The 25,756-nt window shown below is 73.4% G+C and carries 29 protein-coding genes; 18 read left to right on the top strand and 11 right to left on the bottom strand.

Going from position 1 to position 25,756, the window contains the following annotated elements:
• The first annotated feature begins 20 nt into the window (after window positions 1–20).
• Window positions 21–431: an NIL domain-containing protein gene (locus L107_RS04485; protein ID WP_106220860.1), complete on the top strand. Its 411-nt coding sequence runs from the start codon at window positions 21–23 to the stop codon at window positions 429–431.
• Here the strand turns inward: L107_RS04485 and L107_RS04480 are convergent.
• Window positions 320–2,950, bottom strand: a complete 2,631-nt coding sequence (locus tag L107_RS04480) for a lytic transglycosylase domain-containing protein (protein WP_236550504.1) — start codon at window positions 2,948–2,950, stop codon at window positions 320–322. The two genes, L107_RS04485 and L107_RS04480, sit on opposite strands and share 112 nt — an antisense overlap.
• Before the next feature lie 53 nt (window positions 2,951–3,003).
• Here L107_RS04480 and L107_RS04475 point away from each other — a divergent pair, with 53 nt between their 5' ends.
• Together L107_RS04475 and glmM are read left to right on the top strand one after the other, a co-directional pair.
• Window positions 3,004–3,228, top strand: a complete 225-nt coding sequence (locus L107_RS04475; RefSeq protein ID WP_106220857.1) for a hypothetical protein — start codon at window positions 3,004–3,006, stop codon at window positions 3,226–3,228.
• 72 nt (window positions 3,229–3,300) lie between these two features.
• A complete protein-coding gene (glmM, locus tag L107_RS04470; RefSeq protein ID WP_159816637.1) occupies window positions 3,301–4,701 on the top strand; it encodes a phosphoglucosamine mutase in 1,401 nt (466 codons plus the stop codon).
• A gap of 18 nt (window positions 4,702–4,719) precedes the next feature.
• Here glmM and L107_RS04465 read toward each other — a convergent pair whose 3' ends face one another.
• Together L107_RS04465 and L107_RS04460 are read right to left on the bottom strand one after the other, a co-directional pair.
• A complete protein-coding gene (locus L107_RS04465; RefSeq protein WP_159816636.1) occupies window positions 4,720–5,580 on the bottom strand; it encodes a dienelactone hydrolase family protein in 861 nt (286 codons plus the stop codon).
• A 40-nt stretch (window positions 5,581–5,620) separates the two neighbouring features.
• Window positions 5,621–7,372, bottom strand: a complete 1,752-nt coding sequence (locus L107_RS04460; protein ID WP_159816635.1) for a mechanosensitive ion channel family protein — start codon at window positions 7,370–7,372, stop codon at window positions 5,621–5,623.
• A 218-nt stretch (window positions 7,373–7,590) separates the two neighbouring features.
• Here L107_RS04460 and L107_RS04455 point away from each other — a divergent pair, with 218 nt between their 5' ends.
• The 8 genes from L107_RS04455 (at window position 7,591) to L107_RS04420 (ending at window position 12,183) form a co-directional block, all read left to right on the top strand.
• A complete protein-coding gene (locus L107_RS04455; RefSeq protein ID WP_159816634.1) occupies window positions 7,591–8,094 on the top strand; it encodes a hypothetical protein in 504 nt (167 codons plus the stop codon).
• A gap of 84 nt (window positions 8,095–8,178) precedes the next feature.
• A complete protein-coding gene (locus L107_RS04450; RefSeq protein WP_015109574.1) occupies window positions 8,179–8,565 on the top strand; it encodes a cation:proton antiporter subunit C in 387 nt (128 codons plus the stop codon).
• A complete protein-coding gene (locus tag L107_RS04445; RefSeq protein ID WP_159816633.1) occupies window positions 8,565–10,031 on the top strand; it encodes a proton-conducting transporter membrane subunit in 1,467 nt (488 codons plus the stop codon). The genes L107_RS04450 and L107_RS04445 overlap by 1 nt, the downstream gene beginning before the upstream one ends.
• Window positions 10,028–10,465, top strand: a complete 438-nt coding sequence (locus L107_RS04440; RefSeq protein ID WP_236550503.1) for a Na+/H+ antiporter subunit E — start codon at window positions 10,028–10,030, stop codon at window positions 10,463–10,465. The genes L107_RS04445 and L107_RS04440 overlap by 4 nt, the downstream gene beginning before the upstream one ends.
• Window positions 10,462–10,710 (top strand): hypothetical protein, encoded by a 249-nt coding sequence (locus tag L107_RS04435; protein WP_159816632.1) that lies wholly within the window; start codon window positions 10,462–10,464, stop codon window positions 10,708–10,710. Before L107_RS04440 ends, L107_RS04435 begins: the two co-directional genes overlap by 4 nt.
• On the top strand, window positions 10,707–11,006 hold the full coding sequence (locus L107_RS04430; RefSeq protein WP_159816631.1) for a monovalent cation/H(+) antiporter subunit G: 300 nt from the start codon (window positions 10,707–10,709) through the stop codon (window positions 11,004–11,006). Before L107_RS04435 ends, L107_RS04430 begins: the two co-directional genes overlap by 4 nt.
• Window positions 11,003–11,527: a hydrogenase subunit MbhD domain-containing protein gene (locus L107_RS04425; protein ID WP_159816630.1), complete on the top strand. Its 525-nt coding sequence runs from the start codon at window positions 11,003–11,005 to the stop codon at window positions 11,525–11,527. The genes L107_RS04430 and L107_RS04425 overlap by 4 nt, the downstream gene beginning before the upstream one ends.
• Entirely contained in the window at window positions 11,524–12,183 is a 660-nt protein-coding gene (locus L107_RS04420) for a Na(+)/H(+) antiporter subunit B (protein ID WP_106220849.1), read from the top strand. The genes L107_RS04425 and L107_RS04420 overlap by 4 nt, the downstream gene beginning before the upstream one ends.
• On the opposite strand, the gene L107_RS16900 is transcribed toward L107_RS04420, so the two are convergent.
• Window positions 12,180–15,224: an AAA family ATPase gene (locus L107_RS16900; protein ID WP_159816629.1), complete on the bottom strand. Its 3,045-nt coding sequence runs from the start codon at window positions 15,222–15,224 to the stop codon at window positions 12,180–12,182. The two genes, L107_RS04420 and L107_RS16900, sit on opposite strands and share 4 nt — an antisense overlap.
• Window positions 15,221–16,384: an exonuclease SbcCD subunit D gene (locus L107_RS04410; RefSeq protein WP_159816628.1), complete on the bottom strand. Its 1,164-nt coding sequence runs from the start codon at window positions 16,382–16,384 to the stop codon at window positions 15,221–15,223. Before L107_RS04410 ends, L107_RS16900 begins: the two co-directional genes overlap by 4 nt.
• Window positions 16,385–16,431: 47 nt before the next feature.
• On the opposite strand from L107_RS04410, the gene L107_RS04405 reads away from it, so the two are divergent.
• Entirely contained in the window at window positions 16,432–17,121 is a 690-nt protein-coding gene (locus L107_RS04405) for a methyltransferase domain-containing protein (protein WP_159816627.1), read from the top strand.
• Here the strand turns inward: L107_RS04405 and L107_RS04400 are convergent.
• From L107_RS04400 to pdxH, 3 genes are all read right to left on the bottom strand, one after another.
• Window positions 17,065–17,592 carry a rhodanese-like domain-containing protein gene (locus L107_RS04400; RefSeq protein WP_159816778.1) on the bottom strand — a complete coding sequence of 176 codons (528 nt, stop codon included), beginning with the start codon at window positions 17,590–17,592 and terminating at the stop codon, window positions 17,065–17,067. The genes L107_RS04405 and L107_RS04400 overlap by 57 nt on opposite strands.
• A gap of 71 nt (window positions 17,593–17,663) precedes the next feature.
• Complete coding sequence (locus L107_RS04395) at window positions 17,664–18,785, bottom strand: rhodanese-like domain-containing protein (protein ID WP_159816626.1); 1,122 nt, start codon at window positions 18,783–18,785, stop codon at window positions 17,664–17,666.
• Window positions 18,786–18,885: 100 nt separating this feature from the next.
• Window positions 18,886–19,560, bottom strand: coding sequence for a pyridoxamine 5'-phosphate oxidase (pdxH, locus tag L107_RS04390; RefSeq protein WP_159816625.1), 675 nt, complete (start codon window positions 19,558–19,560; stop codon window positions 18,886–18,888).
• 77 nt (window positions 19,561–19,637) lie between these two features.
• Here pdxH and L107_RS04385 point away from each other — a divergent pair, with 77 nt between their 5' ends.
• The 5 genes from L107_RS04385 to L107_RS04365 all read left to right on the top strand — a co-directional run bounded on the left by L107_RS04385 (window position 19,638) and on the right by L107_RS04365 (window position 22,966).
• Window positions 19,638–19,985, top strand: a complete 348-nt coding sequence (locus L107_RS04385; protein WP_236550501.1) for a nucleotidyltransferase domain-containing protein — start codon at window positions 19,638–19,640, stop codon at window positions 19,983–19,985.
• A complete protein-coding gene (locus tag L107_RS04380; protein ID WP_159816623.1) occupies window positions 19,982–20,308 on the top strand; it encodes a HEPN domain-containing protein in 327 nt (108 codons plus the stop codon). Before L107_RS04385 ends, L107_RS04380 begins: the two co-directional genes overlap by 4 nt.
• Window positions 20,309–20,535: 227 nt before the next feature.
• The gene (locus tag L107_RS04375) at window positions 20,536–20,904 is read left to right on the top strand and encodes a hypothetical protein (protein WP_159816622.1); all 369 of its coding nucleotides are present in this window, start codon (window positions 20,536–20,538) and stop codon (window positions 20,902–20,904) included.
• Between the two features lie 121 nt (window positions 20,905–21,025).
• On the top strand, window positions 21,026–21,799 hold the full coding sequence (locus L107_RS04370) for a M23 family metallopeptidase (RefSeq protein ID WP_159816621.1): 774 nt from the start codon (window positions 21,026–21,028) through the stop codon (window positions 21,797–21,799).
• A gap of 87 nt (window positions 21,800–21,886) precedes the next feature.
• Window positions 21,887–22,966 (top strand): DUF362 domain-containing protein, encoded by a 1,080-nt coding sequence (locus L107_RS04365; RefSeq protein WP_159816620.1) that lies wholly within the window; start codon window positions 21,887–21,889, stop codon window positions 22,964–22,966.
• On the opposite strand, the gene L107_RS04360 is transcribed toward L107_RS04365, so the two are convergent.
• Together L107_RS04360 and psbA are read right to left on the bottom strand one after the other, a co-directional pair.
• Complete coding sequence (locus L107_RS04360) at window positions 22,967–23,500, bottom strand: cytochrome b/b6 domain-containing protein (RefSeq protein ID WP_159816619.1); 534 nt, start codon at window positions 23,498–23,500, stop codon at window positions 22,967–22,969. It abuts the gene before it with no gap.
• Between the two features lie 109 nt (window positions 23,501–23,609).
• A complete protein-coding gene (gene psbA / locus L107_RS04355; protein ID WP_159816618.1) occupies window positions 23,610–24,689 on the bottom strand; it encodes a photosystem II q(b) protein in 1,080 nt (359 codons plus the stop codon).
• Between the two features lie 127 nt (window positions 24,690–24,816).
• Here psbA and L107_RS04350 point away from each other — a divergent pair, with 127 nt between their 5' ends.
• Window positions 24,817–25,344: a DUF3122 domain-containing protein gene (locus L107_RS04350; RefSeq protein ID WP_159816617.1), complete on the top strand. Its 528-nt coding sequence runs from the start codon at window positions 24,817–24,819 to the stop codon at window positions 25,342–25,344.
• A gap of 39 nt (window positions 25,345–25,383) precedes the next feature.
• On the opposite strand, the gene L107_RS04345 is transcribed toward L107_RS04350, so the two are convergent.
• The gene (locus L107_RS04345) at window positions 25,384–25,575 is read right to left on the bottom strand and encodes a Thivi_2564 family membrane protein (RefSeq protein ID WP_106220818.1); all 192 of its coding nucleotides are present in this window, start codon (window positions 25,573–25,575) and stop codon (window positions 25,384–25,386) included.
• Window positions 25,576–25,756: the final 181 nt, after the last annotated feature.

The following is a 25,756-nucleotide window of genomic DNA, read 5'->3' as shown; positions in this document are numbered from 1 at the left end:
AGTTTTCCCGGCCCGGAGCGGTGAAACGGCGCCTCACTCTCCATTTCCCCTCCGAGGCGGTGCACCAGCCGATCACCTACCGCCTCGCGGTCGACTTCGACATCGCCGCCAAGATCCTGCGGGCCCAGATCGCGCCCAACCAGAGCGGCACGATGGTGGTGGAGCTCTCCGGCGACATCGACGAGCTCGATGCCGCCGAAGACTGGCTGGAGAGCCAGGGGCTGGGCCTCAACCGCGCCCCGGGTGAGATCCGCATCGATCCGGAGCGCTGCGTCGACTGCGGCATCTGCTCCAGCGTCTGCCCCAGCGGCGCCCTTCACTACACCCCGGCCAGCCAGCGGCTCCACTTCGAGGCCTCCCGCTGCCTGGTGTGCGAGCAGTGCATCCCCAGCTGCCCGCTGGAGGCCATCACCCTGGTGCTGGAGCCATGAAGGAGGTCGTCCGGCTGATGCTGCTGCCGATCCAGGCGCCGATGCTGCTGGTGCTGATGGGGGTGAGCACCTACCAGGGGATGCACTGGAGCCATGCCCTCGAGACCGGCGGCACCCGGATGCAGGAGCTCACCACCCTGGTCTGGTCGGCCGAGTGCCTGCAGGCGATGTTGATCGTGTTCGTCTGCACCATGCCCGACCTGGTGATCCGGCAGCTGTCGATCGTGATGGCCGCCAGCCGGGTGGTGAGCCTGGTGGTCACCCTGCTGCTGGTCACGGTCGGGGGTCTCTATCTGCTGCACCTCAACGTGCTGGCCAACGTGCTGATCATGGGCTCGGCGGTGCTGCTGGCCCGCCTCGACCTGCTGCGGGTCCGGGTGGTGCCGCCGCCGCTGGTGCTGGCCGGGGTGCTCACCCTGCTGGTGCTCGGCGGGGCCAACTTCGGGCGCATGCTGGTGCGCTGAAACGGACCCGGCAGGCCCCCAGCAGCCCGGCTCGCTGCCCTGCTGGTAGCTCCAGACGTTGCCCAGCACCTTCTTCACGTACAGGCGGGTTTCGGGATAGGGGATCGCCTCCACCCACAGCTCCGGGTCGCTGCGCAGCTGGGGGTTCACCCAGCCGGCCACGGCGCCGGGCCCGGCGTTGTAGCTGGCCACCGCCAGCAGGGGGTCGCCGCCCCACTGGCGCAGCATCTTCGCCAGGTAGCGGCTGCCGAGGCTGGCGTTGCCGGCCGGGTCCTCCAGCACCGACTCCGGCACCGGCCCGCCGGCCAGCTCGGCGGCGGTGTCCGGCATCAGCTGCATCAGGCCCGTGGCCCCCACCGGCGAGCGCACCGCCGGGGTGAAGCGCGACTCCTGCTTGGCCACCCCCAGCAGCAGTTCCATCGGCAGCCCGCCCTGGCTGGCGGCCGCCCGGAAGGCCGCCTCAAACCGCAGCGGATGCAGGCTGCGCTCCAGTTCCCGCTCCAGGGCGCACTGGTTGCCGTCCAGCTTCAGGCTGGCCTGCTCCAGCAGGCCGAAGCCGGTCCAGTCGTCGCCGACCCCCTGGCGCAGCCGCCCCTCCAGCAGCAGCTCCCGGCTGCCCTCCGGCGCCCGGCGGCCGCGGCGGTGGCGCCAGGTCTCCCAGGCCTCGGTGCGCTGGTCCAGCCGCCAGAGCCGATCGAGGGTCGGATCGCCGCTGGCCAGGGGCCGCCAGCCACTGCGGCCGCCGCCGTCGGCAGCGGCCGGCAGGTGGGGCCCGGCGTCCAGCTGCAGATCCCCCTGGCCCAGGCGCACGGCGGCGCGCCAGCCGTAGTAGCCGCCGGGATGGCGCCGCAGCAGCCCCTCCCAGGTGGACCGGGCGGCGGTACCTTCCCCGAGCTGTTGCTGAATGAAGCCGATCCAGAAGCCCTGGCGGGCGGCCAGGGGCGGCGGCAGCTCCTCAGTCGGGATCGCCTCCAGCAGGGCCGGGGCGGCCCGCCAGCGGCCGGCCAGCAGCCGCTCCCGCACGAGATCCCACTGCAGGGTGCGGCTGGCGGGGTCGAGGGGCCAGCGGCGCAGCAGCTTCAGGGCAGCGGCGTCGGTGGCGGGATGGGGGCCGCCCCCGGTGGGTTCGGCCTCCTGGATCCGCCGGGCCAGCACCGGGGCACTGTCCCGCCAGCGGGGCGGCAGCCGGGCCAGGGACGCGGCGGCGGCGGGGCTGCCCTGCTGGGCCAGCAGGCGCACGGCCGCCTCGGCCTCGGGCGTGGTGGGGGCGCTGCGGACCAGATCCAGCAGCAGCCGTTCCGCCTGGCCCTGCTGCTGTTCGTTGCCCGCCAGCAGGGCCCGGCCCAGGCTCAGCCGGCCGCTGGCCCCCAGGCCGTTGAGGCTGGAGCCCAGGCAGCGCAGGGCCCCTTCGCCATCCCCCAGTTCGGCCAGGCCCTCCGCCAGCTGCCCCCGCTGCCGGGCGTTCAGGTCCGGGCGGTCCTCCTGGCAGACCTGCCGCAGGCGGGCCTCGGCGCCGGGCCAGCGGGCTCCCCAGCGGGCCAGGTGCAGGGCGCCGCGGCGCCGTTCGGCCGCCTCCGGGCCGGCGGCCAGGGCGGCGGCCAGGGCGGCGGGGTGGGCGGGGAAGCGCTGCAGCAGCTGCCGTCGCTTGTCTGGATCGTCGCCGCCGAGGGCGTAGAGGGCATCGGCGCTGGCCGGATCACCCGGGAAGCGCCGCTGCAGCTGGCGCCACAGGGCCTGGGCGGTTTCGGGGCGGTCGAGGGCCGAGGCGGCGAGGGCGTCCTGCTTCAGCACCAGGGCGGCCAGGGGGTCGGGACCCCAGCCCTGACCCCGCAGCCACTGGCGCTGCGCCTGGGGATCCTTGCTGCGGGCCGCCAGCAGCAGGCTGGCCTCCCGGCGCCGCCAGGGATCGGCATCCCAGTGCTGCAGCCACTCCAGCCGGTCGGTGGCGGTGGCGGGGGTGAGCGCCGGCTGACGCGCCAGCAGGGCCCGGCCCCCCACCAGTGCCAGGCCGGTGCCCAGACAGGAGAGGGACAGCAGCAGCGGGAGTCGGGCCAATGGCCGGGGGACGGCGTCCGGGGCATTCTGGGCATCCGACTGCGCCGCCCCCGGTGCGACTGCCCTCCCTCCCCGCCCTGCCGCCGCTGTTCGACCGCCTGCCCGGGGCCGGCCAGCGCCGCCGCGCCGTGGTGGTGAGCGCAGTGGCCCTGCTGACCCTGCTGCTGCGGCCGCTCTGGCCCCTGCGGCTGCTGCCGGGCTGGTGCGTGGGCCTGCTGCTGCTCTGGGCCACCCTGGAGCTGCTGCGCTGGCGCTGGTGGCCGCCCCGCTGGCGCTGAGCCCCGCCGGCTGCGGCGGCCGCGGCGTCTCCGGGCACGGCGCGTAGCCTGCTTCCCAGTGATGGCAGCGGCATGGGTGAAGCGGCTTCGCATGCGGCGGGGTTCCCCCTCGGGGCCCCCCTGACCGACGGCGTGGCCCGCTTCGGCACCGACGGGATCCGCGGCCGCGTCGGCACCAGCGTCACCCCGGCCCTGGCCCTGCAGGTGGGCTACTGGACCGGGGTGGTGCTCCAGGCCGACGGGCCGGTGGTGATCGGCACCGACTCGCGCCGCAGCGGGCCGATGCTGGTGGCGGCCCTCAGCGCCGGCCTGATGGCCGCCGGCCGCGAGGTGTGGCAGCTGGGGCTGTGCCCCACCCCGGCGGTGCCGGGCACGATCCGGCGTGAGGGGGCCGCCGGGGGGCTGATGGTGTCGGCCAGCCACAACCCCCCCCACGACAACGGCATCAAGGTGTTCGGCGCCCGCGGCGCCAAGCTGGTGGCGGCCCGCCAGCAGGCGATCGAGGCGGGCCTCCAGGGCCGCACCGCCCCGCCGCCGCTGGCGGGCAGCGGCCGGGAGGTGGCGCGGCCCGACCTGCTGGCGGCCTATGTGGACGCGCTGCGGGCCAGCGCCGGCGGGCAGCGCCTCGATGGCTGCCGGATCGTGCTCGACCTCTGCTGGGGTTCGGCCACCGCCTGCGGTGAGGAGCTGTTCCGTTCCCTGGGGGCCGAGGTGCTGGTGCTGCACGGCGAACCGGACGGCAATCGCATCAACCAGGGCTGCGGCAGCACCCACCTGGAGCCCCTGAGGCGAGCGGTGCTGGAGAGCGGCGCCGACATGGGCTTCGCCTTCGACGGCGACGCCGACCGGATGCTGGCGGTGGACGGCCGCGGCCGGGTGGTGGACGGCGACCACACCCTCTACCTGTGGGGCTCCGCCCTGCGCCGCGAGGGCCAGCTGCCCGACGACCGACTGGTGGCCACGGTGATGTCGAACCTGGGCTTCGAGCGGGCCTGGCAGGCCAGTGGCGGGGTGCTGGAGCGCACCGATGTGGGCGACCAGCACGTGCATGCCGCCATGGAGGCCCTGGGGGCCGGCCTGGGGGGCGAGCAGTCGGGCCATATCCTCTCGGCCCGCCACGGCATGAGCGGCGACGGCCTGCTCACCGCCCTGCAGGTGGCCACCCTGATCCAGGGCGGCGGCCTGAAGCTGGCCGAATGGATGGACGGCAGCTTCCAGCCCTACCCCCAGCGGCTGGTGAACGTGACCGTTCCCGACCGGCAGCGGCGCCAGCAGTGGCAGCAGTGCGAACCCCTGCGGCTGGCGGTGGCCGAGGCGGAGGCGGCCATGGCCGGCCACGGCCGGGTGCTGGTGCGGGCCAGCGGCACCGAACCCCTGCTGCGGGTGATGGTGGAGGCGGCCGAGCAGAGCCAGGTCGACCACTGGAGCGAGTCCCTGGCGGCCGCCGCCGAGGAGCACCTCAACCGGGCCTGAGCGTCCGGCCCGCCGCCCTCATGCCACGCCATTGGCGCGGAACCAGGCCTGCAGCTGTTTCCAGCCGGCGGCGGCGGCGGCCTGGCGGTAGGTGGGGCGGTAGTCGGCGTGGAAGCCGTGGGGCAGGCCCGGAAACACCTCGATGCGGCTGGGGCTGCCGGCCGCCTTCAGGGCCGCCTGCATCCGCTCCACCGACGCCATCGGAATGCCGTCGTCCTCGCCGGCATAGAGGCCCAGCACCGGCGCCTTGAGCCGGGGAATCACGTCGATCGGATAAAGGGGCTGCAGCTCGGTGGCCTGGCCCACCAGGCGGCCGTACCAGGCCACCCCGGCCTTCAGCTTCGGGTTGTGGGCGGCGTAGAGCCAGGTGATCCGCCCGCCCCAGCAGAAGCCAGTGATGCCGAGCCGGGAGAGATCGCCGCCGCCGCTGGCGGCCGCCCAGGCGGCGGTGGCATCCAGGTCGGCCATCACCTGGGCATCGGGCACCGTTGCCACCAGCGGCAGGATCGAAGGGATGTCGGGGAGCACGGTGACATCGCCCTGGCGATCGAACAGGCTCGGGGCGATGGCCAGATAGCCCAGCCGGGCCAGGCGGCGGCAGACGTCCTGGATGTAGGCGTGGATGCCGAAGATCTCCTGCACCACCAGCACCACCGGCAGGTTCGTGCCCTGGGCGGGGCGGGCCCGGTAGGCCTTCACGGCCCCATCGGCCGCCGGCACCGACACCCAGCCGGCATCGAGCCCTTCGGCGGAGGTGGTGACGGTGGAGGCGGCCACGGGCCGCACCGCCAGGGCGAAGCCGGCGCTGGCGGCGCCCAGCAGCAGCTCCCGGCGGCCGAGGCGAAGCCCGGGGCCGGGAGGGACAGCGAAGGGATCCATCGGCCGCGGAGCCCGTGCGGGCATGGGAAGGGCCACCAGCTTAGAAAGCGGATTCCTGGGGCTCGCCCGGCTGCTGGGGCCAGCCCTGCAGCCGCTCCACCAGCCGCCCCAGCAGGGCCCGCCGGGCCTCCCCCTGCCGGCCTGCCTGGGTGATCAGCAGGGCCTTCACCTGCAGGTCGTCCGCCGTCATCGCCTCGAGGCCCAGCAGGCGGGGGGGCTCCAGCAGGCTGGCGGCCCAGTGGGGATCGTTGCCGAAGGCGGCCAGTTCCTCGGCGATCACGGCCATGGCGCCCCCCAGATCGGTGAGGCTGCGTGACAGCAGCAGGGTCACTTCCGCTCCCGAGCGCAGCTTGGTGTGGTTCACCACCTGCTCGCAGTGGCTGTTGGGCACCACCACCACCCGCTGGTCGGCGGCGCGCAGTTCGGTGCTCAGCACGCCCACGTCCACCACCTCCCCTGTGCGCCCGGTGATCTCCACCCAGTCGCCGATGGCATAACGGTCGTCGAGCAGCAGCACCAGCCCGGCGACGAAGTCCCGCAGCAACCCCTGGAACACCAGCGCCAGGGCGCCCAGCACGGCGCCGCTGGCCAGCACGGCATTGGTGGACAGATCCCGCAGGACAGGGATGCCGCGGACGGTCCAGAGGGCGAACAGCAGCAGGCAGGCCAGGTTCACCAGCCGCCGCAGCACCCGCAGCAGGCTGAGGTAGCGCTGCCGGCGGCGGGCGCGGTGATCGCTGCGCACCGCCGGGTGGCTGGCCCACTGGGTCAGCAGCAGCCCCACCAGGCCCCGCAGCACCGCGGCCAGGGCCAGCAGCAGCAGCGCCTTCATCAGCACCACCAGCGGCTGCATCAGCACATCGATGGCGGCCGGGATCTGGCCGGGCCAGGCCAGCAGCAGCACCGCCCCCATGGCGACCCCCAGCAGCAGCACCAGTGCCGCCAGCAGCCGGCTGAAGGCCTGGGTGGCCTGGAGCGCCAGGGGATCGAGGCGTCCGGCACCCTCCGCACAGCGACGCTGCAGGCGCGGCAGGAGCCGGTGGCTCCGCTGCCAGAGCACCACCACCACGGCCATGAGCAGGGCCAGGACGGTCAGGCAGACCAGGCTGATCCGCAGCCGATCGTTGATCTGCTCCTCTCCGAACACCCGTCGGGCGCTGCGCAGGCGACGTTCCAGCAGGCCGCGCCAGCGCTTGGCCAGCGCCTCGGCCGTCAGGCCGTTGAACTGGGCGTCCTGCTCGGTGACCGTGAGCAGGGGGAAGGGGCTGGCGCGGCCGGGCACGACGGCCGCCAGCCGCCGATCTCCACCCGGCTCCTGAAGGACCACCACCCTCAGGGCCTCCGGCCGCCCCTGCAGCCCCAGATGGTTGGGGTCGCAGGCGGCTGTCGTCCCCTCAAGGCTGAGGTGATCCAGCAGCGCCTCACCGAGCCGTTCCCCGGGCGTGCAGGGATTGCGGGGCTCGTACAGCTGGCTGAGATTGCCCTCGATCACCCGGGCCCGCTCGGCGGCCTCCGGCCCGGTGCCGCTGCCGGCATCCACCGCCGGTGAGGCCACGGTGATCACGGGCACCCCCAGGATCCGCACCGTGCCGAGGCGGAAGCTGCCGGCATTGCCGGTGTCGACCGAGGCGTTGCCGCCGCCGCCGCGGGCCGGCGCCTCGGCCGCGGCGGTGGCCGCCAGGGCCCCTGCGGGCCGGTTGGCGCCGATGCCCAGGGCCGCGACCAGCACCAGGACCAGCGCCAGGGCCAGGGCACGCCGCCAGAGGAAGGCGCGTCGCTGGGCTGGGGTCATCGGCGGCGCCGCGGCACTCTGGGCCGACTCTGGCAAGCGATCCCCGGCATGACCGCCGCAGATCCGGAGCCTGGACGGCTATCCGACCGGCCGGCTGGGGGGAGGGCCGTCACGGTCCCCCGGGCGGAGCGGCCACATTGGGAAGACCCGATCCCTTGCGACCCATGGCGGTACAGGTCCGACGCGTCAGACAGTGGCTGGCCCGGAGACTGCGCGCCGTGGCGGCGGTCCTGTGGCAGGAGCCGCCGGCGCCGCCACCGGCCCTGGCCCCGGCCCTGGCCAAGGCGCCCGCGGCCGATCCCGGTGCGGCGCTGCTCCCCGGCATGCGGGAGCCCCTCTCGGTGGAGGCGGTGGTGCTCAGCCGCGACATGACCGTGCTCAAGCGGGAAGCGGCCGATTCCCTGGCGGCCCTGGGTGCGGCCCATGCCCTGGTGAGCTCGGCGCGCCTGGCCCAGGTGCAGGAGCTGCGGCCGCGGGTCATGGCAGGCCAGGCCTCCGGTGAGGCCCTGATGGCCCTTGCCGCCGAATACCAGGGCTGGCAGGGCGACCAGGTGCGCATCTTCGATGCCCTGGCGCTCGTTCTGCGCATGCAGGTTCCCCAGGGCCTGGTGTTCGACCAGCTGGATCCCGCCCTGCAGGAGCAGGCCCGTTCCCACCTGGAGGCCCTGTCGCTGGAGTACCAGCGCCGCCTGCTGGCGGAGCAGTTCCAGGCCTCCGCCTGAGGCCCGGCCTGGCCCGTCGGCCTCCGGCAGCAACGGCTACCATCCCGCTCCGTGTCCCGGCCGTCCTCCGGGAAGGAAGGTCCAATGGATCCGTTCCGCCTGCTTGAGCTCCTGATCCTGGTGGCCGTGCTGGTGGGGTTCGTCGGGCTGCTGCTGCGCCGCAACCTGTTCCTCAAGGTGCTGGCCATGGACGTGATGGGGTCCGCCGTGGTCGCCCTGTTCGTGCTCGTGGCGGCGCGCGCTGGCCTGCGGAGCCCGATCCTGGCGGCCCCCCTCGCCCCCGGGGCCGTCGCGGCCCCGCTGCCCATGGCCGACCCGATCCCCCAGGCCGTGATCCTCACGGCCATCGTGATCGGCCTCTCGATCCAGGCCCTGCTGCTGGTGGTGATCACCCGCCTGGCCCGCGTCGACCCCAGCCTTGATCTGGCCAGCTTCGATGCGGGTCGCCTCGACGCCGGGGGGCGGCGCTGATGGCGCCACCCTCCGGCGAGGCCCTGCTGATCGGCTGGCTGCTGCTGCCCTACACGGCGGCATTTCTGGCCGCCCTGCTGCCCCCCCTCGCCCGCGGGCTGGCCCTGCTCTGCTGCCTGGCCACCGGCGCGGTGGCCGCTGCGATCCAGGCCGGCGCCCTGCCGGCCGGCCTCAGCCTGCTCGGCCCCTACGGAGTGTCGCTGCAGCCCGATGGCCTGGCGGCGCCCTTCCTGCTCCTCAATGCCCTGGTGTGCGGCGCGGTGGTGCTGGACGGCTGGCGCCGGACCCTGCCCGGGCCCTTCCTGCTGTTGCTGATGGTGCTGCACGGCGGCCTGTCCTCCGCCTTCGTGGCGGTGGACCTGGTGAGCCTCTACGTGACGCTCGAGGTGGTGGGGATCAGCGCCTTCCTGCTGATCCTGGGCAGCCGCTCGGAGCGCTCCCTCTGGCTGGCGCTGCGCTATCTGCTGATCGGCAACACGGTCATGACCCTCTACCTGGTCGGTGCCGCGGTCGTCTATCTGACCCAGGGGAGCTTCCGGATCGAGGCCGTCGCCGGAGCGGGTGCGGCCGCCCTGGCCCTGTTGCTGGTGGGGCTGCTCACCAAGTCCGGGCTGTTCCTCTCGGGCCTGTGGCTGCCCCGCACCCACGCCGAGGCACCGGCGGAGGTCTCCGCCCTGCTCTCCGGCGTGGTGGTCGCCGCCGGGGTCGTTCCCCTGCTGCGGCTGGGCGGCGTCGTGCCGGCCCTGGCCGCGGTGCTGCCGGTGATCGGTGTGGCCAGCGCCGGCCTGGGCCTGGTGTTCGCCCTTGTGGAGGCGGATGCCAAGCGGCTGCTGGCCTGGAGCACCCTCTCCCAGATGGGACTGGTGGTGCTGGTGCCGGCCGCCGGAGGGCTCTATGCCCTCGGCCACGGGCTGGCGAAGGCCGCCCTGTTCCTGGTGGCCCGCCGCTTCCCCGGCCGCGACCTGGCGGGCTGGGCCCGTCGGCCCCTGGCCGCCGGGGTGTGGGTCCCGCTGTGGATCGGTTCCCTCTCGATCGTGGGGGTGCCGCCGCTGCTGGGCTTCTTCGCCAAATCGGGCCTGGAGCGCGCCCTGCCGGGGCCCGCGGGGCTGCTGCTCAGCCTGCTCACCGTGGGCACCGCGGCGGTCTATGCGCGTCTCTGGGGCGCTCCCCTGCAGGAGGCAGCCGCGCCGGCCCCAGCGGAGCCCGCCTGGTCGCCCGGGGTGCTGCTGCTGCTGGCGGCGCTGGTGCTGCTTGGTGCCGCCGAGGCCGGCCGCAGCTGGAGTCCGGAGCTGCTGCCCGCGGCTGCCAAGGCGACCCTGGTGCTGGCGGCCGGGGTGGGGCTGCACCGGCTGCTGCAGCCCCTGCGCCGCCGCCCCTGGTTCCGCCTGCCGGATCTGGAGGCCTTCCCCGATCTGGTGGGCGGCATGGGGGTGGTGGGGGCCGGCCTGCTGGTGTGGATCCGATGAGACGCCTGCTGCCCCTGCTGCTCACCACCGGCTTCCGGCTGGCGGTCTGGTGCCTGCTGACCGCCGACCTGAGCCGCCTCAATCTGCTGATCGGGCTGGTGGTGGCCCTGCTGCTGCCCCGCGCCCACTCCCGGCCCCTGCCCCTGCGGGCCCTGCTGCGGGCCCTGGGCCGCAGCCTGCTGGCCGTGCCCCAGGCCTACCTCGAGGCCCTGCGGCTCATCGTCGGCCACGAGCCGAAGGAGGAGGAGATCAGCGAGGCCACCACCGACAGCACCATCCCCCTGCTCGTCTTCCTGGACGTGTTCCGCATCACCCTCACCCCCTTCACGATCGTGCTCGGCCTGGAGGACGGCGGCCGCCGCTACCGCATCCACGCCCTCACACCCCGCCGCAGCCCGGCCGCCGGCCCCGCCACCGGAGGGCCGACCCCATGACGGTGCTGCTCTGGGGCATGGTGCTGGCCCTGCTGATCCCGATCGCGGTGGCCTGCCGGCCCAGCGACGTCTGGCACCGCCTGGCGGCCTTCTCCAGCGTGGCCAGCAAGGTGGCCCTGATCATCCTGGTGGTGTCGGCGGTGCGGGGTGATCGCATGGTGGGCCTGGCCGGCGTGATCGTCCTGTGCGCCGGCAACGCCGGCCTGCTGCTGCTGGCCAACCTGCTGCGGGGGACGGAGCGATGACCCTCGCGTCCTTCGCCGATCACGCCAGCCTGCTGCTGCTGGGGGCCGGGCTGCTGCTCTGGTTCTGGGGCACCTGGCCCCTGCTGGAGAGCCGCAGCTACCTGAGCAAGCTGCACGCCCTCTCGGTGGCCGACACCCTCGGCTCGGCGCTGATGCTGCTGGGCCTGCTGCTGCGCATCCCCGGCCAGTGGCCCCTGCTGGTGCTGGCGCTGCTGGCCCTGATCCTGTGGAACACGATCTTCGGCTATGTGCTGGCCAACTGCTCGCTGGCCTCCCGCCGGGAGTCGGAGCCATGAGCGGCAGCGTGTCCCTGGTGGGGGAGCTGGATCTGCTCCTGCCGATCACCGCCCTGCTGCCCCTCACCGCCGTGCTGCTGGTGAGCCAGTCGAACCCGTACCAGACCCTGGTGCTGCGGGGCATCCTCGGGTCGGTGTCCACCCTGATCTATGCCCTGCTGGGGGCCCCGGACGTGGCGATCACCGAGGCCCTGGTGGGCACCCTGCTCTCCACCACCCTCTATGCGGTGGCGCTGCGCTCCTCGATGGCGCTGCGGCTGACCTACCCGGCCGACGATCCCCCCAGCGAGTCCACCCAGGGGCTGCTGCGCGACTGGCTGGGGCCCCTGTCGCTGCGGCTGCGGCTGCTGCCGCCGGAGCCGGCGGAGCCCGGGGAGGCCGACGCGAGTCACGGCCAGCTGGGCCCGGGCCTGCGGCTGGTGCTGGCCAACCCCCGGCTGGCGGAGCGGCTGCGGGCCCTGGAGGGCTTTCGCCGCTGGCAGAGCAGCGGTGGTGAGCTGCTGCCGGGGGAGGGGCCATGACCTGGCTCTACCTGCTGGCCGCCACCGCCCTGTGCCTGGCCCCGCTGGCCGCGGCCCTGCCGCCGCCGCCCCCCATCGGGCCGATGATCGCTTCTCTGGCCGCCACCACCGACGTACCCAATCTGGTGTCGGGGGTGATCCTGCACACCCGCCTCTACGACACGATCGCCGAAGTGGTGGTGTTCACCCTGGCCTCGATCGGGGTGCGCTTCCTGCTGGCAGGGGAGCCCACCAAGACGAGCATCCGGGCCATCGAGGATGCCCCCTCGGTGGTGCTCTGCCAGCTCGGCGCCACCATGGCCACCCTGATCGGGGTGGAGCTGGCCCTGCGCGGCCACCTGTCCCCGGGCGGCGGGTTCGCGGCGGGGGTGGCCGGCGGCACCGCCATCGGCCTGGTGCTGATCAGCGGCTCGGCCCGCCTCTCCGACCGCCTCTACCGCCGCTGGCGGGCCGACCTCTGGGAGAAGGCCGCCGTGATCGCCTTCGTGGTTCTCTCCGCCTTCGCCCTCGGGGGCGTCCCCCTGCCCGCCGGCACTTTCGGCACCCTGGCCTCGGGGGGCTGGATCCCCTTGCTCAACGGGCTGGTGGCCGTCAAGGTGACCCTGGGCTCCTGGGCGATGGTGCAGCTGTTCGTGCGTCACCGGGGGTTGCTCTAGGGCGCACCCCAGGCCGTGCTGTTCACCCGCAGCGTCGAGCCCCGATCGCCGGCGATCACCTCGATGCCGCCGCGGATGCGCTCCCGCAGGGCGCCGACATGGCTGATCAGGCCGATCATGCGGCCCCCTTCCCGCAGCCGGTCGAGTTCGTCCATGGCCAGCTGCAGGTTGTCGGGATCGAGGCTGCCGAAGCCCTCGTCGATGAACAGGGCCTCCAGGGGCACGCCGCCGGCGTGGGCCTGCACCGTGTCGGCCACCCCCAGGGCCAGGGCCAGGGAGGCCTGGAAGGTCTCCCCGCCCGAGAGGCTGCTCACCTCCCGCTCCTCGCCGGTGTAGGCGTCCAGCACCCGCAGGCCCAGCCCCGCCTTGCGGCCGCCGTGGCCCCCCTCGTCGGTGAGCCGCAGCTGGTAGCGGCCGGAAGTCATCAGGGTGAGCCGCTGGTTGGCGTAGCCGCAGATGTCGGCGAGGTAGGCCGAGAGCACCCAGCGCTGCAGGGAGATGTGGGGCGCCGCCCTGCCCTGGCAGCGGTTGGCCACCGCGCTCAGCAGTTCGGCCCGCTGCTGCTTCGCCGCCAGGTCGGCCACGCCCCGGCGGTGTTGGTCGGCCAGTCGGCCGATCTCGCGCTGGGCGCCCTGGGCCTCGCTGTGGCGCTCCACGGCCCGCGTGCGGGCGCCGTCGGCCACCGCCACGGTCTGGGCAGCCCCGGCGGTGTCGGGCCGCTGTTCCGGCAGGTCGGCCAGGTCGGGGGCGGCCAGGATCCCCCGCTGCTGGACCACATCCGTTTCGTAGGCCTCGATCCGCCGGGCGACCTTCTGCCGCCACGACTCCTCCCTCAGCTCCGCGGTCGCGGCTTCGGCGCTGGGGAACGGGGAGGCGGCCAACTCCTGGGCCAGGCGGCGCTCCGTCTGCTCCAGCTGGCTGCTGGCCCGGGTGTGGGACGCCCCAGCGGCCACCAGGGCCTTGAGGGCGGCTTCCAAGGGGCCGAAACCCTGCAGCACCTGGCCTGGATCAAGACCTTCCCCCAGCTCCCCGGCCACCTGGGCGGCCAGGGCCTGGGCACGCGCGCCGGCCTCGGCCGCGCTCCGGGTCTCCAGCGCGATGGCCGTGGTGGCCTGCTGGATGACCTGCTCCAGGCGCTGGAGGCGTTGTTCACGCTCGCTGGTCCGCTGCTCCAGGGGCTCGACGCTCTCGGCCAGGGACCGAGCCGCCGCCAACGACGCCACGGCCGCCTCGGCGACCTGGCTGGCCCCGGCCGCATCGAAGCTGTCGCCGGCTTTCTCCAGTACGGCCCGAAGGTCAGCCTCGGCCCTGGCCAGTGCCACGGCCGCGTCCTTCGCCGCCGTGGTCGCCGCGGTCAGGGTCTGCTCGACGGCGGCGAGGGCCCCATCGTCGACCGCATCCGCCGAGGGCTGGGCGGGGGCCGGGTGATCACTGGAGCCGCACACTGGGCATGGGGCACCGGCGACCAGGCTCCCGGCCAGCCGGGCGGCCATGCCCTCGACCTGGCGCCGCCGCAGTCCGTTGAGAGCGGCGGCCTCTTCGTAGACCCGGCGATCAGCCCCTTGCCTGGCCGCCTCGGCCCCGGCCAGTCGCTGCCGGGCGGGGGCGATGGCAGCGGCGGCTTCGGCGCGCCCGGCGGCGTCCCGGGCGGACCGCTCCAGACCCTCCAGCTGGTCGCGTGCGCTGCGGGCCCGGCCGAGGGCGGCGAGGTCCCGCTCCTGTTCCGTTTCGAGTTGCTGCCGCTGGGCGGCCGCCTGGGCTGCCCGGGTTTCCTCCTCTGCGGATCGCTGTCTCGCTTCGGCGGCTTGCCGGCTGGCCTGGGCCGCCTCCGCCGCCTTCATTGCCAGCTCTCGCACCTCGGCGCCGCGGGCTGCCAGATCGGCGCTGGCGGTTCCCAGTGCTTCGGCGGATGGCAAGGCCATCAGTTCAAGCAGCATCACCGACACCGGCAGTGCCCGGGCCCCATCACGCGCCCGCACGGCCGCCCGCAGCTGCCCCTTGAGCCCCTGATCCACCCGCTCCAGCTCGGCGCCGGCGGCCTTCACGGCCTCCAGGCTCGGGCGCAGGGCTTCAGCCTGCTGTGCCCGGACCAGTTGCTGGCGGTGGTCGTCAACCAGCTCCTTTTTCCCCTCCAGCTCCCTGAGGAGGGCCGCGGCTGCGGCGCGGCGCTCCCAGCGCACCGCGAGCGCGTCGCTCTCGGCCAGGGTGCGCTGCGCCGCCTGCAGGGCGGCGGTGGCTTCCTGCAGGGCCGCCTCGCTGCCCTGCGCCACGGCGGCGATCCGCAACACCAGATCGTCGAGGGCCGCCTGGTCGGCCGGTGGGGATGGTGGTGCCAGGGCTGGATCGGCGCCCTCCGGCGATGCCGGGGCGTGGGGGGCCCAGACGTGGGCGGCCTGGGCGCGCAGCACCTCCTGCGCATCCATCCGCTTGTCCCTGGCGACGCGCGCCTCCTTGGCCTCGTCATCCAGCCACCGGCCGGCCCGCTCGTAGATCTCCGTGTCGAAGAGGGTCTTGAGCAGGGCTTCACGCTCCTCGGCCTTCGCCCGCAGCACCTCGGCGAAGCGCCCCTGGGGCAGCAGGATCACCTGGCGGAACTGGGCGGCGCTGAGCCCCACCAGGTGTTCCACCTCCTTGTCCACCTCCGTGATCCTGGCTGCCAAGGGCTGCTCGCCCCCACCGGCGGCCAGCCGGAACAGGAACGCCTTGGACGGTTTGTCGGTGAAGCCCTCGCCCCGGGTCTTCGGCGCCGTGTGGGCCGGCACCCGCTCCACCCGGTAACGGGCGACGCCGCAGGAGAACTCCAGGCTCACCCGGGGCACGGCGCCGGGGGCGGCGTGGTCGGAGCGCAGCCCCTTGACGCTGCGGTCGCCCGACACCTCCCCGTAGAGGGCGAAGCAGAGGGCATCGAGCAGGAAGGTCTTGCCGGCGCCGGTGGTGCCGTGGATGAGGAACAGCCCCTCGGTGGCCAGGGCGTCGAAATCGACCGCCACCGGATCGGCGTAGGGCCCGAAGGCCTCGATCGTGAGCCGGTGGGGCTTCACCGTTCCCCTCCCCGTTCCGCCGCCTGCAGGGCGGCCTCCAGCAGCCCGGCTTCCGCCGCCGTGGCCGCCCGGCCCTGCTGGTCGGCGAAGAAGGCGTTGGCCAGCTCCAGGGGCGACCGGGCCTGGCGCACCTGGCGGTGGCGCTCGGCATCCCCGGCGCGGGCGACCTCGGGGGGCTCGTGGCGCAGCTCGGCGATGTGGGGAAAGCGGGCCCGCAGCCGGGCCATGGCCTGCAGGGGCAGGGTGTCGTCGGTGAGGATCGCCCGCACCCGCGCCTCGCTGGCGGCGGCGTGGGCGGGGTCTGAGCAGAGCGCGTCGATGGGCCCCCGCAGGGTGCACAGGCGCCGGCCCACCCCCAGGGGCACCACCTGCACCGTGGGGGTGCCGTCGGCGGCCAGCTCCACGATCCGCACTGACTTGACGTGGTGCTCCTCGGAGAAGGAGTAGGGCAGGGGGGTGCCCGAATAGGCGACCCGGGGGCCGTCCAGCTGCTGGGAGGCGTGCAGATGGCCCAGGGCCACGTAATCGAAGCCCGAGAAGGTGTCCACGCTCACCCGGTCGACATTGCCGATGGTGAGCTCCCGTTCCGACTCCGAGGTTTCCCCGCCGGCCACGAAGGTGTGGGCCACCAGCACCGAGCGCTGCCGGGGCCGCCCCTCCAGGTCGGCGCGGATCCGGGCCAGGGCCAGCCGGGTCACCTCCTCGTGGCGCAGGCGCACCGGTTCGCCGGCCAGGGCCGGCCCGACCACCGCCGGCTCCAGGTAGGGCAGGGGATAGATGGCCACCGGCGTGCCGCCGGAGCGGGGTGTCACCAGCACCGGCTCCCGGGCCCGGCCCACATCGCCCCGCACCGTGACCCCGAAGGCGGAGAGCAGCGGGTCGTACACCGACACCCGCACATGGGAATCGTGGTTGCCGGCGATGGCCACCACGGCGGTGCCATCGCGGCTCAGCTGGGCCAGGGCCTTGTTGAACAGCTCCACCGCCTCGGCCGGCGGGATGGCCCGGTCGTAGAGGTCGCCGGCGATCAGCACCGCATCGACGGCATGCTCCCGGGCCAGTTCGGCGATCCGTGCGATCGCTGCCGCCTGCTCCTCCAGCAGCGAGGCCCCGTGGAAACTGCGGCCCAGGTGCCAGTCGGAGGTGTGCAGCAGGCGCATGGGGCCAGGCTAAGGAGGCACCTGGCTCAGGGGGCCATGCTGAAGCCATGAACCGCTCCGAACCGGCCAGCCCCGCGGCGGCCAGCCACTGGGACCAGCGCTACCGCCAGGGCACCGACGCCTGGGAACTGGGCCGGCCGGCTCCGCCGCTGGAGGCATTTCTGCGCCGCCACCCGCTGGCCCCCCGGCCCCCGGGGACGGTGCTGGTGCCGGGCTGCGGCCGGGGCCATGAGGCCGCCCTGCTCGAGCAGCTCGGTTTCGCCGCCCTCGGCCTGGATTTCAGCGGTGAGGCGGTGGCGGAAGCGCGGGTGCGGCACGGCGACGACCGGCCCGGCCTGCGCTGGCTGCAGGCCGACCTGTTCGATCAGCCGGCCCTGGAGGCGGCGGGCCTCACGCCCGGAAGTCTCACGGGGATCGTGGAGCACACCTGCTTCTGCGCCATCGATCCGGCCCGGCGCGCCGATTACATCGCCACCGTGTGCCGCTTGCTGGCTCCGGGCGGCTGGCTGCTGGGACTGTTCTGGTGCCACTCCAGGCCAGGGGGGCCGCCCTGGGGCAGTGACCCGCAGGCGGTGGCCGCCCAGCTGGGCGAGGCGGGGCTGGTGGCCGAGGTGTGGGAGCCGGCCACCGGTTCGGTGGACCAGCGCCCGGACGAATGGCTGGGCCTGTGGCGCCGGGCGCTACACCCGGTTCCAGGGCATCACGGCCAGCAGGCGGGCCATGCCGCAGAAGCCTGAGAGGCCCGCGAAGGTGAGCCCGGCCCCCACGAAGCCGCTCAGCCAGATCCAGCCGGGGGCCACGGCCTGGGAGAGGATCACCCCCAGCAGCACCAGGCTGCCGGCGACGATCTGCACCTGGCGCATCAGCGGCAGCGGCGCCCCCTTGAGCCTGCGCACCGGGAAGCCGGCCTGCTGCCAGGCGGGCACGCCGCCGAGCAGATCAGTGACCGGGTGGGGGTGGCCCAGCTGCAGCAGCTGGGTGAGGCCCTTGCCGCTGCGGTTGCCGCTCTGGCAGACCAGTACCAGCGGCCCGCGGGGCAGATCGGCCTGGGCCAGGCGCGAGAGGGGGACGTTGAGGCTGCCGGCGATGTGGCCGGTGACGAACTCCATCGGCTCGCGCACATCGATCACGGTGACCGCACCGGCCGCCAGCTGGTCGGCGAGGTCGTGGGCGCTGATGCGGCTGGGGGTGGTTGTGGTGGTGGTCATGGTCGTGGGGGTGATGGCCGTGGGGGTCATGGAGGGAGGAAGGAAAGGGATGGACTTCACTTGGCGGAGCTTCAGGCCTGGAGGACGCCCTCCAACGGGAAGCCCTCGGCGGCCCAGCGGCTCAGGCCGCCATGGAGGTTGGCCACCTGCGGTCGGCCGGCCTTGAGCAGCTGCTGGGTGGCCAGGGCCGAGCGGCTGCCCGAATGGCAGACCACCACCAGGGGGCGATCGGTGGGGATCTCGCCGGCGCGGTGCTCCAGCTCCGGCAGGGGGATCAGCAGGCTGCCGCCCACGTGCCCGTCCGGTCCGTCGTATTCCTCGGCGGAGCGCACATCGAGCACGGTGACATCGCCGCGATGGGCGGCCACCCAGGCGGGGCTGAGTTCGGGCAGCCCGGCGTAGCTGCGGGCCATGGGCGCCCAGACCGGCGCGGCGCTGGCCTCGCGGGGCTTGCCGGAGCGCATGTTGCCGGGCAGGGCCTGGGCGATCCGGTGGGGGTGGGGCAGCCGCATGTTCTCCATGTGGCCGACGAAGTCCCGCTCGGTGGCGTGGCCGCCGAGGCGGGCGTTGAAGGCCTTCTCCTCGGTGACGGAGGTGACGCTGCGGCCGGTGTAGTCGTGGCCGGGGTAGAGCAGGCAGTGGTCGGGGAGGGTGAGGATCTGCCCGGTGATCGAGGCCCAGAGGGTGTGGGCGTTGCCCTGCTGGAAGTCGCAGCGGCCGCAGCCCCGCACCAGCAGGGCGTCGCCGGTGAAGGCCATCGTGTGGTCGTCGAGAACGAAGGTGAGGCAGCCGTCGGTGTGGCCGGGGGTGGCGCGCACTTCCACGTGGCGGCCACCGAAGAGGACGCGATCGCCGTGCTTAAGGGGCCGGGTGACGTTCTCGGCGCCGACGCCGGCGGCCAGGCCGATGGCGCAGCCGGTGGCCTCGTGCATCAGCCAGCTGCCCGTGACGTGGTCGGCATGGGCGTGGGTGTCGATCGAGGCCACCAGCTCGACGCCCAGCTCCCGGATCAGGGAGAGGTCGCGGTCGTGCTGCTCGAAGACGGAATCGATCAGCAGGGCCTGGCGGCTGGCCACATCCGCCAGCAGATAGGTGAAGGTGCCGGTGTCGGCGTCGAACAGCTGGCGGAACAGCAGCGGGCCGCCCCCGGCGGCGGCGGCGAGGGACAGGGAAGGCGCGGGCGCGACAGCCATGGGCGATCAACCATCAACTGCTATGAGCATAGCCGCATAGCAGCGAAGACGAGCGATTCTGCGGCGCCTCAGCCGATCGCCGGCGGCCGTGGTCGGCCCCTCAGGGCGCCAGCCGCTCGATGGCCCAGGCGGCGCCGCCGCCCCCCTCTCCGGCCGCCTCGGCGGGCCGGTAGCGGAAGCGATCGTGCAGGCGGTTGCTGCGGCCCTGCCAGAACTCGAATTCGAACGGCACCACCCGCAGGCCACCCCAGGACGGCGGCAGCGGCACCTCCCCATCGGCGAAGCGGCGCTTCATGGCGTCCCACTGCATCTCCAGGATCGAGCGGGAGCCGATCACGGCGCTCTGCTGCGACACCCAGGCCCCCAGCCGGCTGCCGACGGGGCGCGAGAGGAAGTAGGCCAGCGATTCGCCGGCGCTGATGCGCTCGGCCCGCCCCAGGATGGCCACCTGCCGCTCCAGCCCGTACCAGGGAAACAGCAGGCTCACTTCGGGGTGGGCGGCGATCTCGGTGGCCTTGCGGCTTTCGTAGTGGGTGAAGAAGACGAAGCCCCGCGCGTCGAAGGCCTTGAGCAGCACGGTGCGGGCGCTGGGGCGCACCCCATCGCTGGTGCCGAGCACCATGGCGTTCGGCTCGATCAGCTCGGCCGCCACCGCCTGATCGAACCAGCGCCGGAACTGCGCCACCGGATCGGCCGCCAGATCCCCCCGCCGCAGGGCCTGGCGCCGGTAGTCGCGGCGCAGCTGGGCGGGGTCGGTGGGCGGATCGGTGCCCATCGGACGGCTGCCTGGATGGCTTCAAACTAGGTAAGGGAATGGCTGCAGGCAGACGCGGCCCGAGCGAAGCTATGGCCATGGCCACCCTCCAGCACCTCCGCGCCGAACGCCGCCGCGAGCGGCTGCAGGCCCTGCAGCACGGGGCCGACGCGCTGGTGGCGGGGCGGCCGGGTTGGGAGGTGTGGCTGTTCGGTTCCTGGGCCCGGGGCGACTGGGACAGCCGCTCCGACGTGGATCTGATCGCCGTGGCGCCGACCCGCGAGGAAGCCGACACGTGCGCCGATGCTCTCCTGTCCGCCTGCCTGGGGGATGACGTGATCGCCCTGGACGCCGCCCAGTGGCAGGAGCGCCGCCACTCCCAGGATCCCCATTGGCGCGGCATCGCCCGTGATGCGATCCGGCTGACGCCGCAGGAAGGGCGATGACACCCCGGGTGGAGGCCTGCTACCACGCCAGTCAGGCGGCAGAAAAAGCCCTGAAAGCCATCCTGATCAGCCTCGACCGCGAGCCACGCCAGACTCACGCGCTGGAGGCATTGGTTGCTGCGCTGTCCGCCGCCGGAGTGGCCCCAGAACCCCTGGCGGCCCTGCGGCTCAATGCCCTGAGCCGGATGAACAGCGCCACCCGGTACCCGGATGGGGACCAGGCCCCCAGCGAGCTGTTCGACCGGGTGGACGCGGACGCCGCCATCACCACCGCAAAAGCGGTTTTGGCCTTCGTGCGCTCGCTGCTGAGGCCGGCGGCGTAAAGGTCGAGCACGCACGCGGATGCGCAGGCCCCGGATGCATGGCTCGCCACCGCACTGGCGGGGTTTTGGGTGATCCGGGCGTACGGCTACCCCCCCGACCGCCAGGACGACGGGGTGAAAACGGTGTCCGCCCAGGCGGAGTTGCTTTGCGCCCAGTGGGTGTGATCAAGGGCTGCAGCAGCAGCTGAGACACCGGTGGCACTTCCGAGTGCAGCCGCCCCAGCCCCTTGGCCACCCGCGCCGTCTATTCCTTCTCCGGCTTTCCCGGCGTCCCGGAGCGTCACCTCTACCTCCACCACGACGGCTATCCCACCGGTGCCGCCTGGCGTTTCGCCACGGCCCTGCGCCAGCGGCCGGAGCCGGGGGCGTTTGCTGCCGCGTTCCTGGCCAGCCAGCCCGGAGCCGAACCCCTGGCCGCCCCCGAGCAGGCCGCCGATGCCGAGTACCGCTACCGGGTGCAGCTGCTGGCCGGCGGTGGCGCGCTGCAGGTGCAGGCCTGGCGGCGGCTGCCGGGTGGCACCACCTGGCAGCCCCGCTGCGGGCCGATGGCCCTGGAGCTGTTCATCCGGCGCTTTCTGCCCGGGGATCCCCTTTGATCCGTTCGCAGGGCACGGAGCAGCTGGTGGGAAGGCTCCAGCCGGCGGGCCTCCGTGCGTCGCGCCCGGCGGGCCTCCCCCGCTCAGAGGCGGTACAACGCGCTTGCCCTGCGCCCCCTCGATGGCCCCTGCACGTCCCCGGCGGGCTTCGGTGCCGCTGCTGCTGCTTCTGCTGCTCCCCGGCGCCGCCGGTGCGGCGGGGATCGACCCCCCAGGGCCCCCCGGCGAGCCACCGATCCCCGATTCGGCCACCGGGGCGGGGTCGGAAGCGTCGCCCTGGCCGGCCGTGCTGCTGCCGCCCGTGCCTCCGCCCGCCCGGGCCACCCCCACCCCGGCGCCGGCGGCCACCAGGCCCGAGCGGCCGGTGCTGGTGCCCCGGGAGGTGCCGGTGGGCGACCTTGCCCTGCAGGCCGGGGCGTCCGGGGGCGGTGAGCCCGCGGCGGGGCCGCCGGCGCCGCTGCACTATCCCCTCGCCCTGGCGGCCACGGAGCAGGACCCCTGGGGCTGGCGGTTTTCGGAGGCCCGCGGCGCCTGGCGCATGCACACCGGGCTCGACCTGATCGTGCCCGAGGGCACGGCCGTGCTGGCGCTGCACGCCGGCCGGGTGCAACGGGTGGACGAGATCAGCGGCTACGGCCTCACGGTGCTGATCGATCATGGCGGCGGCTGGTCGAGCCTCTATGCCCACCTGCGCAGGGCCTCCGTGGCCGAGGGCGCCACCGTGGGCGCCGGGCAGCCCATCGGCGAGGTGGGCCAGAGCGGCAACGCCAGCACGCCCCACCTGCACCTGGAAGTGCGCCAGCGGCAGCCCCGGGGGCTGGTGGCGGTGGACCCCACCCCCCTGCTGCCGGTGCCGCCGGCGGGCGGCCCCATCGCGGGAGATTTCCGTCCTTGAGCCCGGCTCCGGCCCTGAGCCAGACCTTCGATCGAGGCTGGGGCCCGCGAACGGCGATAGCTTGAACCCCACCGCGGCCGGGCTCCCATGGACGGTTCCGATCCCCGCCAGAGCCTCAGTCGGCGGCGGGTGCTGCGGCTGGCGAGCCTGGCCGCCGGCAGCGCCGCCCTCTCGGCAGCTTGCGGGTCGCAGGTGTCTCCCGGGTCCCGGGCGGCCGCCGATGCCGCCCCGGCGGCCGCTGCCAGCTCCGGCGCCTCCTCCGCCGGCGTCAGCCGGGTGGCGCTGATCCGCAGCGACGACCGGGTGGCCGGCACCCGCGCGGCGATCGACCTGCTGCAACCCACCGGCCTGAAGGAGCGCTCGGTCTTCCTCAAGCCCAACTACAACACCGCCGATCCGGCCCCGGCCGCCACCGACACGCCGCTGCTGGAGGCGCTGGTGGCCGAACTGCGCAACGCCGGCGCCGGCGCCATCACCGTGGGCGATCGCTCCGGCATGGCCGACACCCGCCGGGCGATGGAGTCCAAGGGGGTGTTCGCCCTGGCCGATCGCCTCGGCCTGCAGGCCCTGGTGCTCGACGAACTCGACCGCGACGGCTGGCAGCGCGTGGCCGCCGAGGGCACCCACTGGCCGAAGGGGTTCGCCTTCGCCAGGCCGGCCCTGGAGGCCGGCGCGGTGGTCAACACCTGCTGCCTCAAGACCCATCGCTTCGGGGGGGACTTCACCCTCTCGCTGAAGAATTCGGTGGGGCTGGTGGCCAAGGTCGTGCCCGGCGACCCCCACAACTACATGGGCGATCTGCACAGCTCACCCCACCAGCGGCTGATGATCGCCGAGATCAATCAGGCCTACAGCCCCGCCCTGGTGCTGCTCGACGGGGTGGAGGCCTTCGTCGACGGTGGGCCGGAAGCGGGCCGCAAGGTCCGGCCGGGGGTGATCCTGGCCAGCAGCGACCGGGTGGCGGTGGATGTGGTGGCCGTGGCCCTGCTGCGGTCGCTCGGCACCACCGACGCGGTGGCCCGGGGGCCGCTGTGGCAGCTGGAGCAGATCCGCCGGGCGGTCGAGCTGGGCCTCGGGGCCGCCGACGCCGATCAGATCGAGATCGTCACCGCCGACGCGGCCGGCCGCGCCATGGCCGACGACCTGCGCCGCCGCATCGCCGCCTGATCACCGCCCTCGTTGGAGAAACCGCCGCACCTGGCCGGGCCAGTCCCCCGGTAAGTCGCCTTGGCGCAGGCTCGTGCTGGCCATCGAAGCGAGCAAGGGTGTGCCCCCCAGCCGCAGGCTCTCGCCCACGTGCAGCACCACGGCCAGGCCGATCAGCAGCCAGGCCACCAGATGCAGGCTGTAGGCCAGGTGGTGCAGCTGGCCGTCCCGCAGCCAGTCCTCCTGCATCAGCTTGCCGGTGGCCACCGCCAGCACCAGGGCCCCCAGGGCCATGGCGTTGGTGAGGCGCTTCAGGCGCGCCCGCCCCAGGGTGAGGGCGTAGGCGGCGAAGACCAGGCCCAGGGGCAGCAGCAGGAAGCCCGCCTGGCCGTGCAGGTCGATCCAGCTGCCGGGCGGGGTGAAGGGCAGCCGCCCCCAGCGGCCGTCGTAGCGGCTGTAGACCAAGAGTCCGCTCAGCCAGGCGGCCGCCACCAGCAGCGCCGTGAGGCCATGGGTGAGCCGCAGCAGGGAGGGTTGGTAGGGGGGGCGCGCCATCGCGTCAGCCGGAGGTTTCGCCCAGCGTGACATGGCAAAAAAGGCCCGGATGTGTCCGGGCCCGGCAGGGGCTCAGGGCCTCGATGGCTGGGCGGGGTTCAAAGCCCCGCTAACCGATCGACGGTGCCGTGAGGGCCACGGGGGTGCTGGCGGTGGCGGCCAGATCGAGAGGGAAGTTGTGCACATTGCGCTCGTGCATCGCCTCGATGCCCAGGCCGCCGCGGTTGAGGATGTCGGCCCAGGTGTCGACCACACGGCCCTGGTGGTCCAGGATCGAGTGGTTGAAGTTCAGCCCGTTGAGGTTGAACGAGAAGCTCACCACCGCCAGGGCGGCGAACCAGATGCCGATCACCGGCCAGGCCGCCAGGAAGAAGTGGAGGCTGCGGCTGTTGTTGAAGGAGGCGTACTGGAAGATGAGGCGGCCGAAGTAGCCGTGGGCGGCCACGATGTTGTAGGTCTCCTCCTCCTGGCCAAACTTGTAGCCCCGGTTCTGGGATTCGGTCTCGGTGGTCTCCCGCACCAGGGAGCTGGTGACCAGCGAGCCGTGCATGGCCGAGAACAGGGAACCGCCGAACACGCCGGCCACGCCGAGCATGTGGAAGGGATGCATGAGCACGTTGTGCTCCGCCTGCAGCACCAGCATGAAGTTGAAGGTGCCGGAGATCCCCAGGGGCAGGGCGTCGGAGAAGGAGCCCTGGCCGATGGCGTAGATCAGCAGCACGGCGGTGGCGGCGGCCACCGGGGCGCTGTAGGCCACGGCGATCCAGGGGCGCATGCCCAGGCGATAGCTCAGCTCCCACTCCCGGCCCATCCAGCAGAAGATGCCGATCAGGAAGTGGAAGATGATCAGCTGGTAGGGGCCGCCGTTGTACAGCCACTCGTCGAGGCTGGCGGCTTCCCAGATGGGGTAGAAGTGCAGGCCGATGGCGTTGGAGCTGGGCACCACGGCGGCGGTGATGATGTTGTTGCCGTAGAGCAGGCCGCCGGAGACGGGCTCACGGATGCCGTCGATGTCGACGGGCGGGGCGCCGACGAAGGCGATCACGAAACAGACGGTGGCCGTGAGCAGGGTGGGGATCATCAGCACGCCGAACCAGCCCACGTAGAGGCGGTTCTCGGTGCTGGTGACCCAGTTCTTGAAGCGATCCCAGGGATGGACCCCGGAACGCGACAGGGTGGAGAGAGTCATGACAGGACATCCGAAGATGGACAGACCGGGCGCGAAGGGTGGCTGCATCGTCTTGCGACCATGCCGCTTGCTCCTGCCGGACGATAAAACGATAACGTTGAATGACCCCGGATCGGGGAGTCCTCCCATGCGTGTTTCTGCTCAACCTGTTTCGGGCGCACCTGTCAGCCGCGCCAGGCCCGGGGCGGCGGCGCTGGCGGCCCTGCTGCTGGTGCTGCTGCTGACCCTGGCGCCCGGTCTGGTCCGGGCCGACGAGGGCCAGCGCTGGAGCCTGCGCGACCGGGACGACAACCGCTGGTCGCTGCGGGTCTTCGCCCAGCCCGATCCCGCCTACCCCAGCGGTGAGCGCCTGCGCCTCAGCGCCCTCACCCCGGGCATCGCCGTCGACCACAGCCGGCCCCTGCTGCTCAGCGACGGGGTCGGCGGTTCCTGGACCCTGGCCAACCGCAGCGAGGAGCTGGTGGCGGTCGGGGCCGGGCCCCTGCCGGAGAGCTCGGCCCAGTTCGACATGGCCGACCTGCTGCCCCGCCCCAGTGACGCCCTGCCCCTCGTCCTCAGCCTGCCCCTGGCGGGCGAGGCATCGGCGGAGCTGGTGCTGGGGCCGGAGGAAGCCCAGGCCCTGCATGGTTGGCCCAGCCCCGTGGCCGGTGGCTGAGGCCCCCACGGGCGTGAACCCGCTGACGGCGGCCGGCCGTCAGCGGCCCAGGCGGATGCTGCGCAACGAATCCATCAGGCCAAGGATGTTGAGCAGCCACACCACGACGGCGACCACCACGACGATGTTGAGGATGCGTTTGATCTTCCCGTCCATGGGGATGTAGTTGTTGACGAGCCATAGCAGGACCCCGACGACGATCAGGGTGATGATGAGCGAAATCAGCGACATGAGGCGTTCTCCTGTTGGTTGAATCTGGACCAATCACAGTTGGCCGTGTCACCCTGCCTTCTGTTCTCGATGCTGCCCAGATCAATAGGCTGCATCGGATACAGAAATTAGGTCGTTCTATGGTGGTTTCCTGAGCCGCGATGCAGCAGATCCGCCGCAGAAAGGAGCATCCCCCGTGGCG

The sequence above is a fragment of the Cyanobium sp. Copco_Reservoir_LC18 genome (genome assembly GCF_009834675.1).
Lineage (GTDB): Bacteria > Cyanobacteriota > Cyanobacteriia > PCC-6307 > Cyanobiaceae > Cyanobium > Cyanobium minutissimum.
The sequence above is the reverse complement of the archived record's forward strand: the minus strand, read 5'-3'. Positions and strand labels throughout refer to the sequence as shown.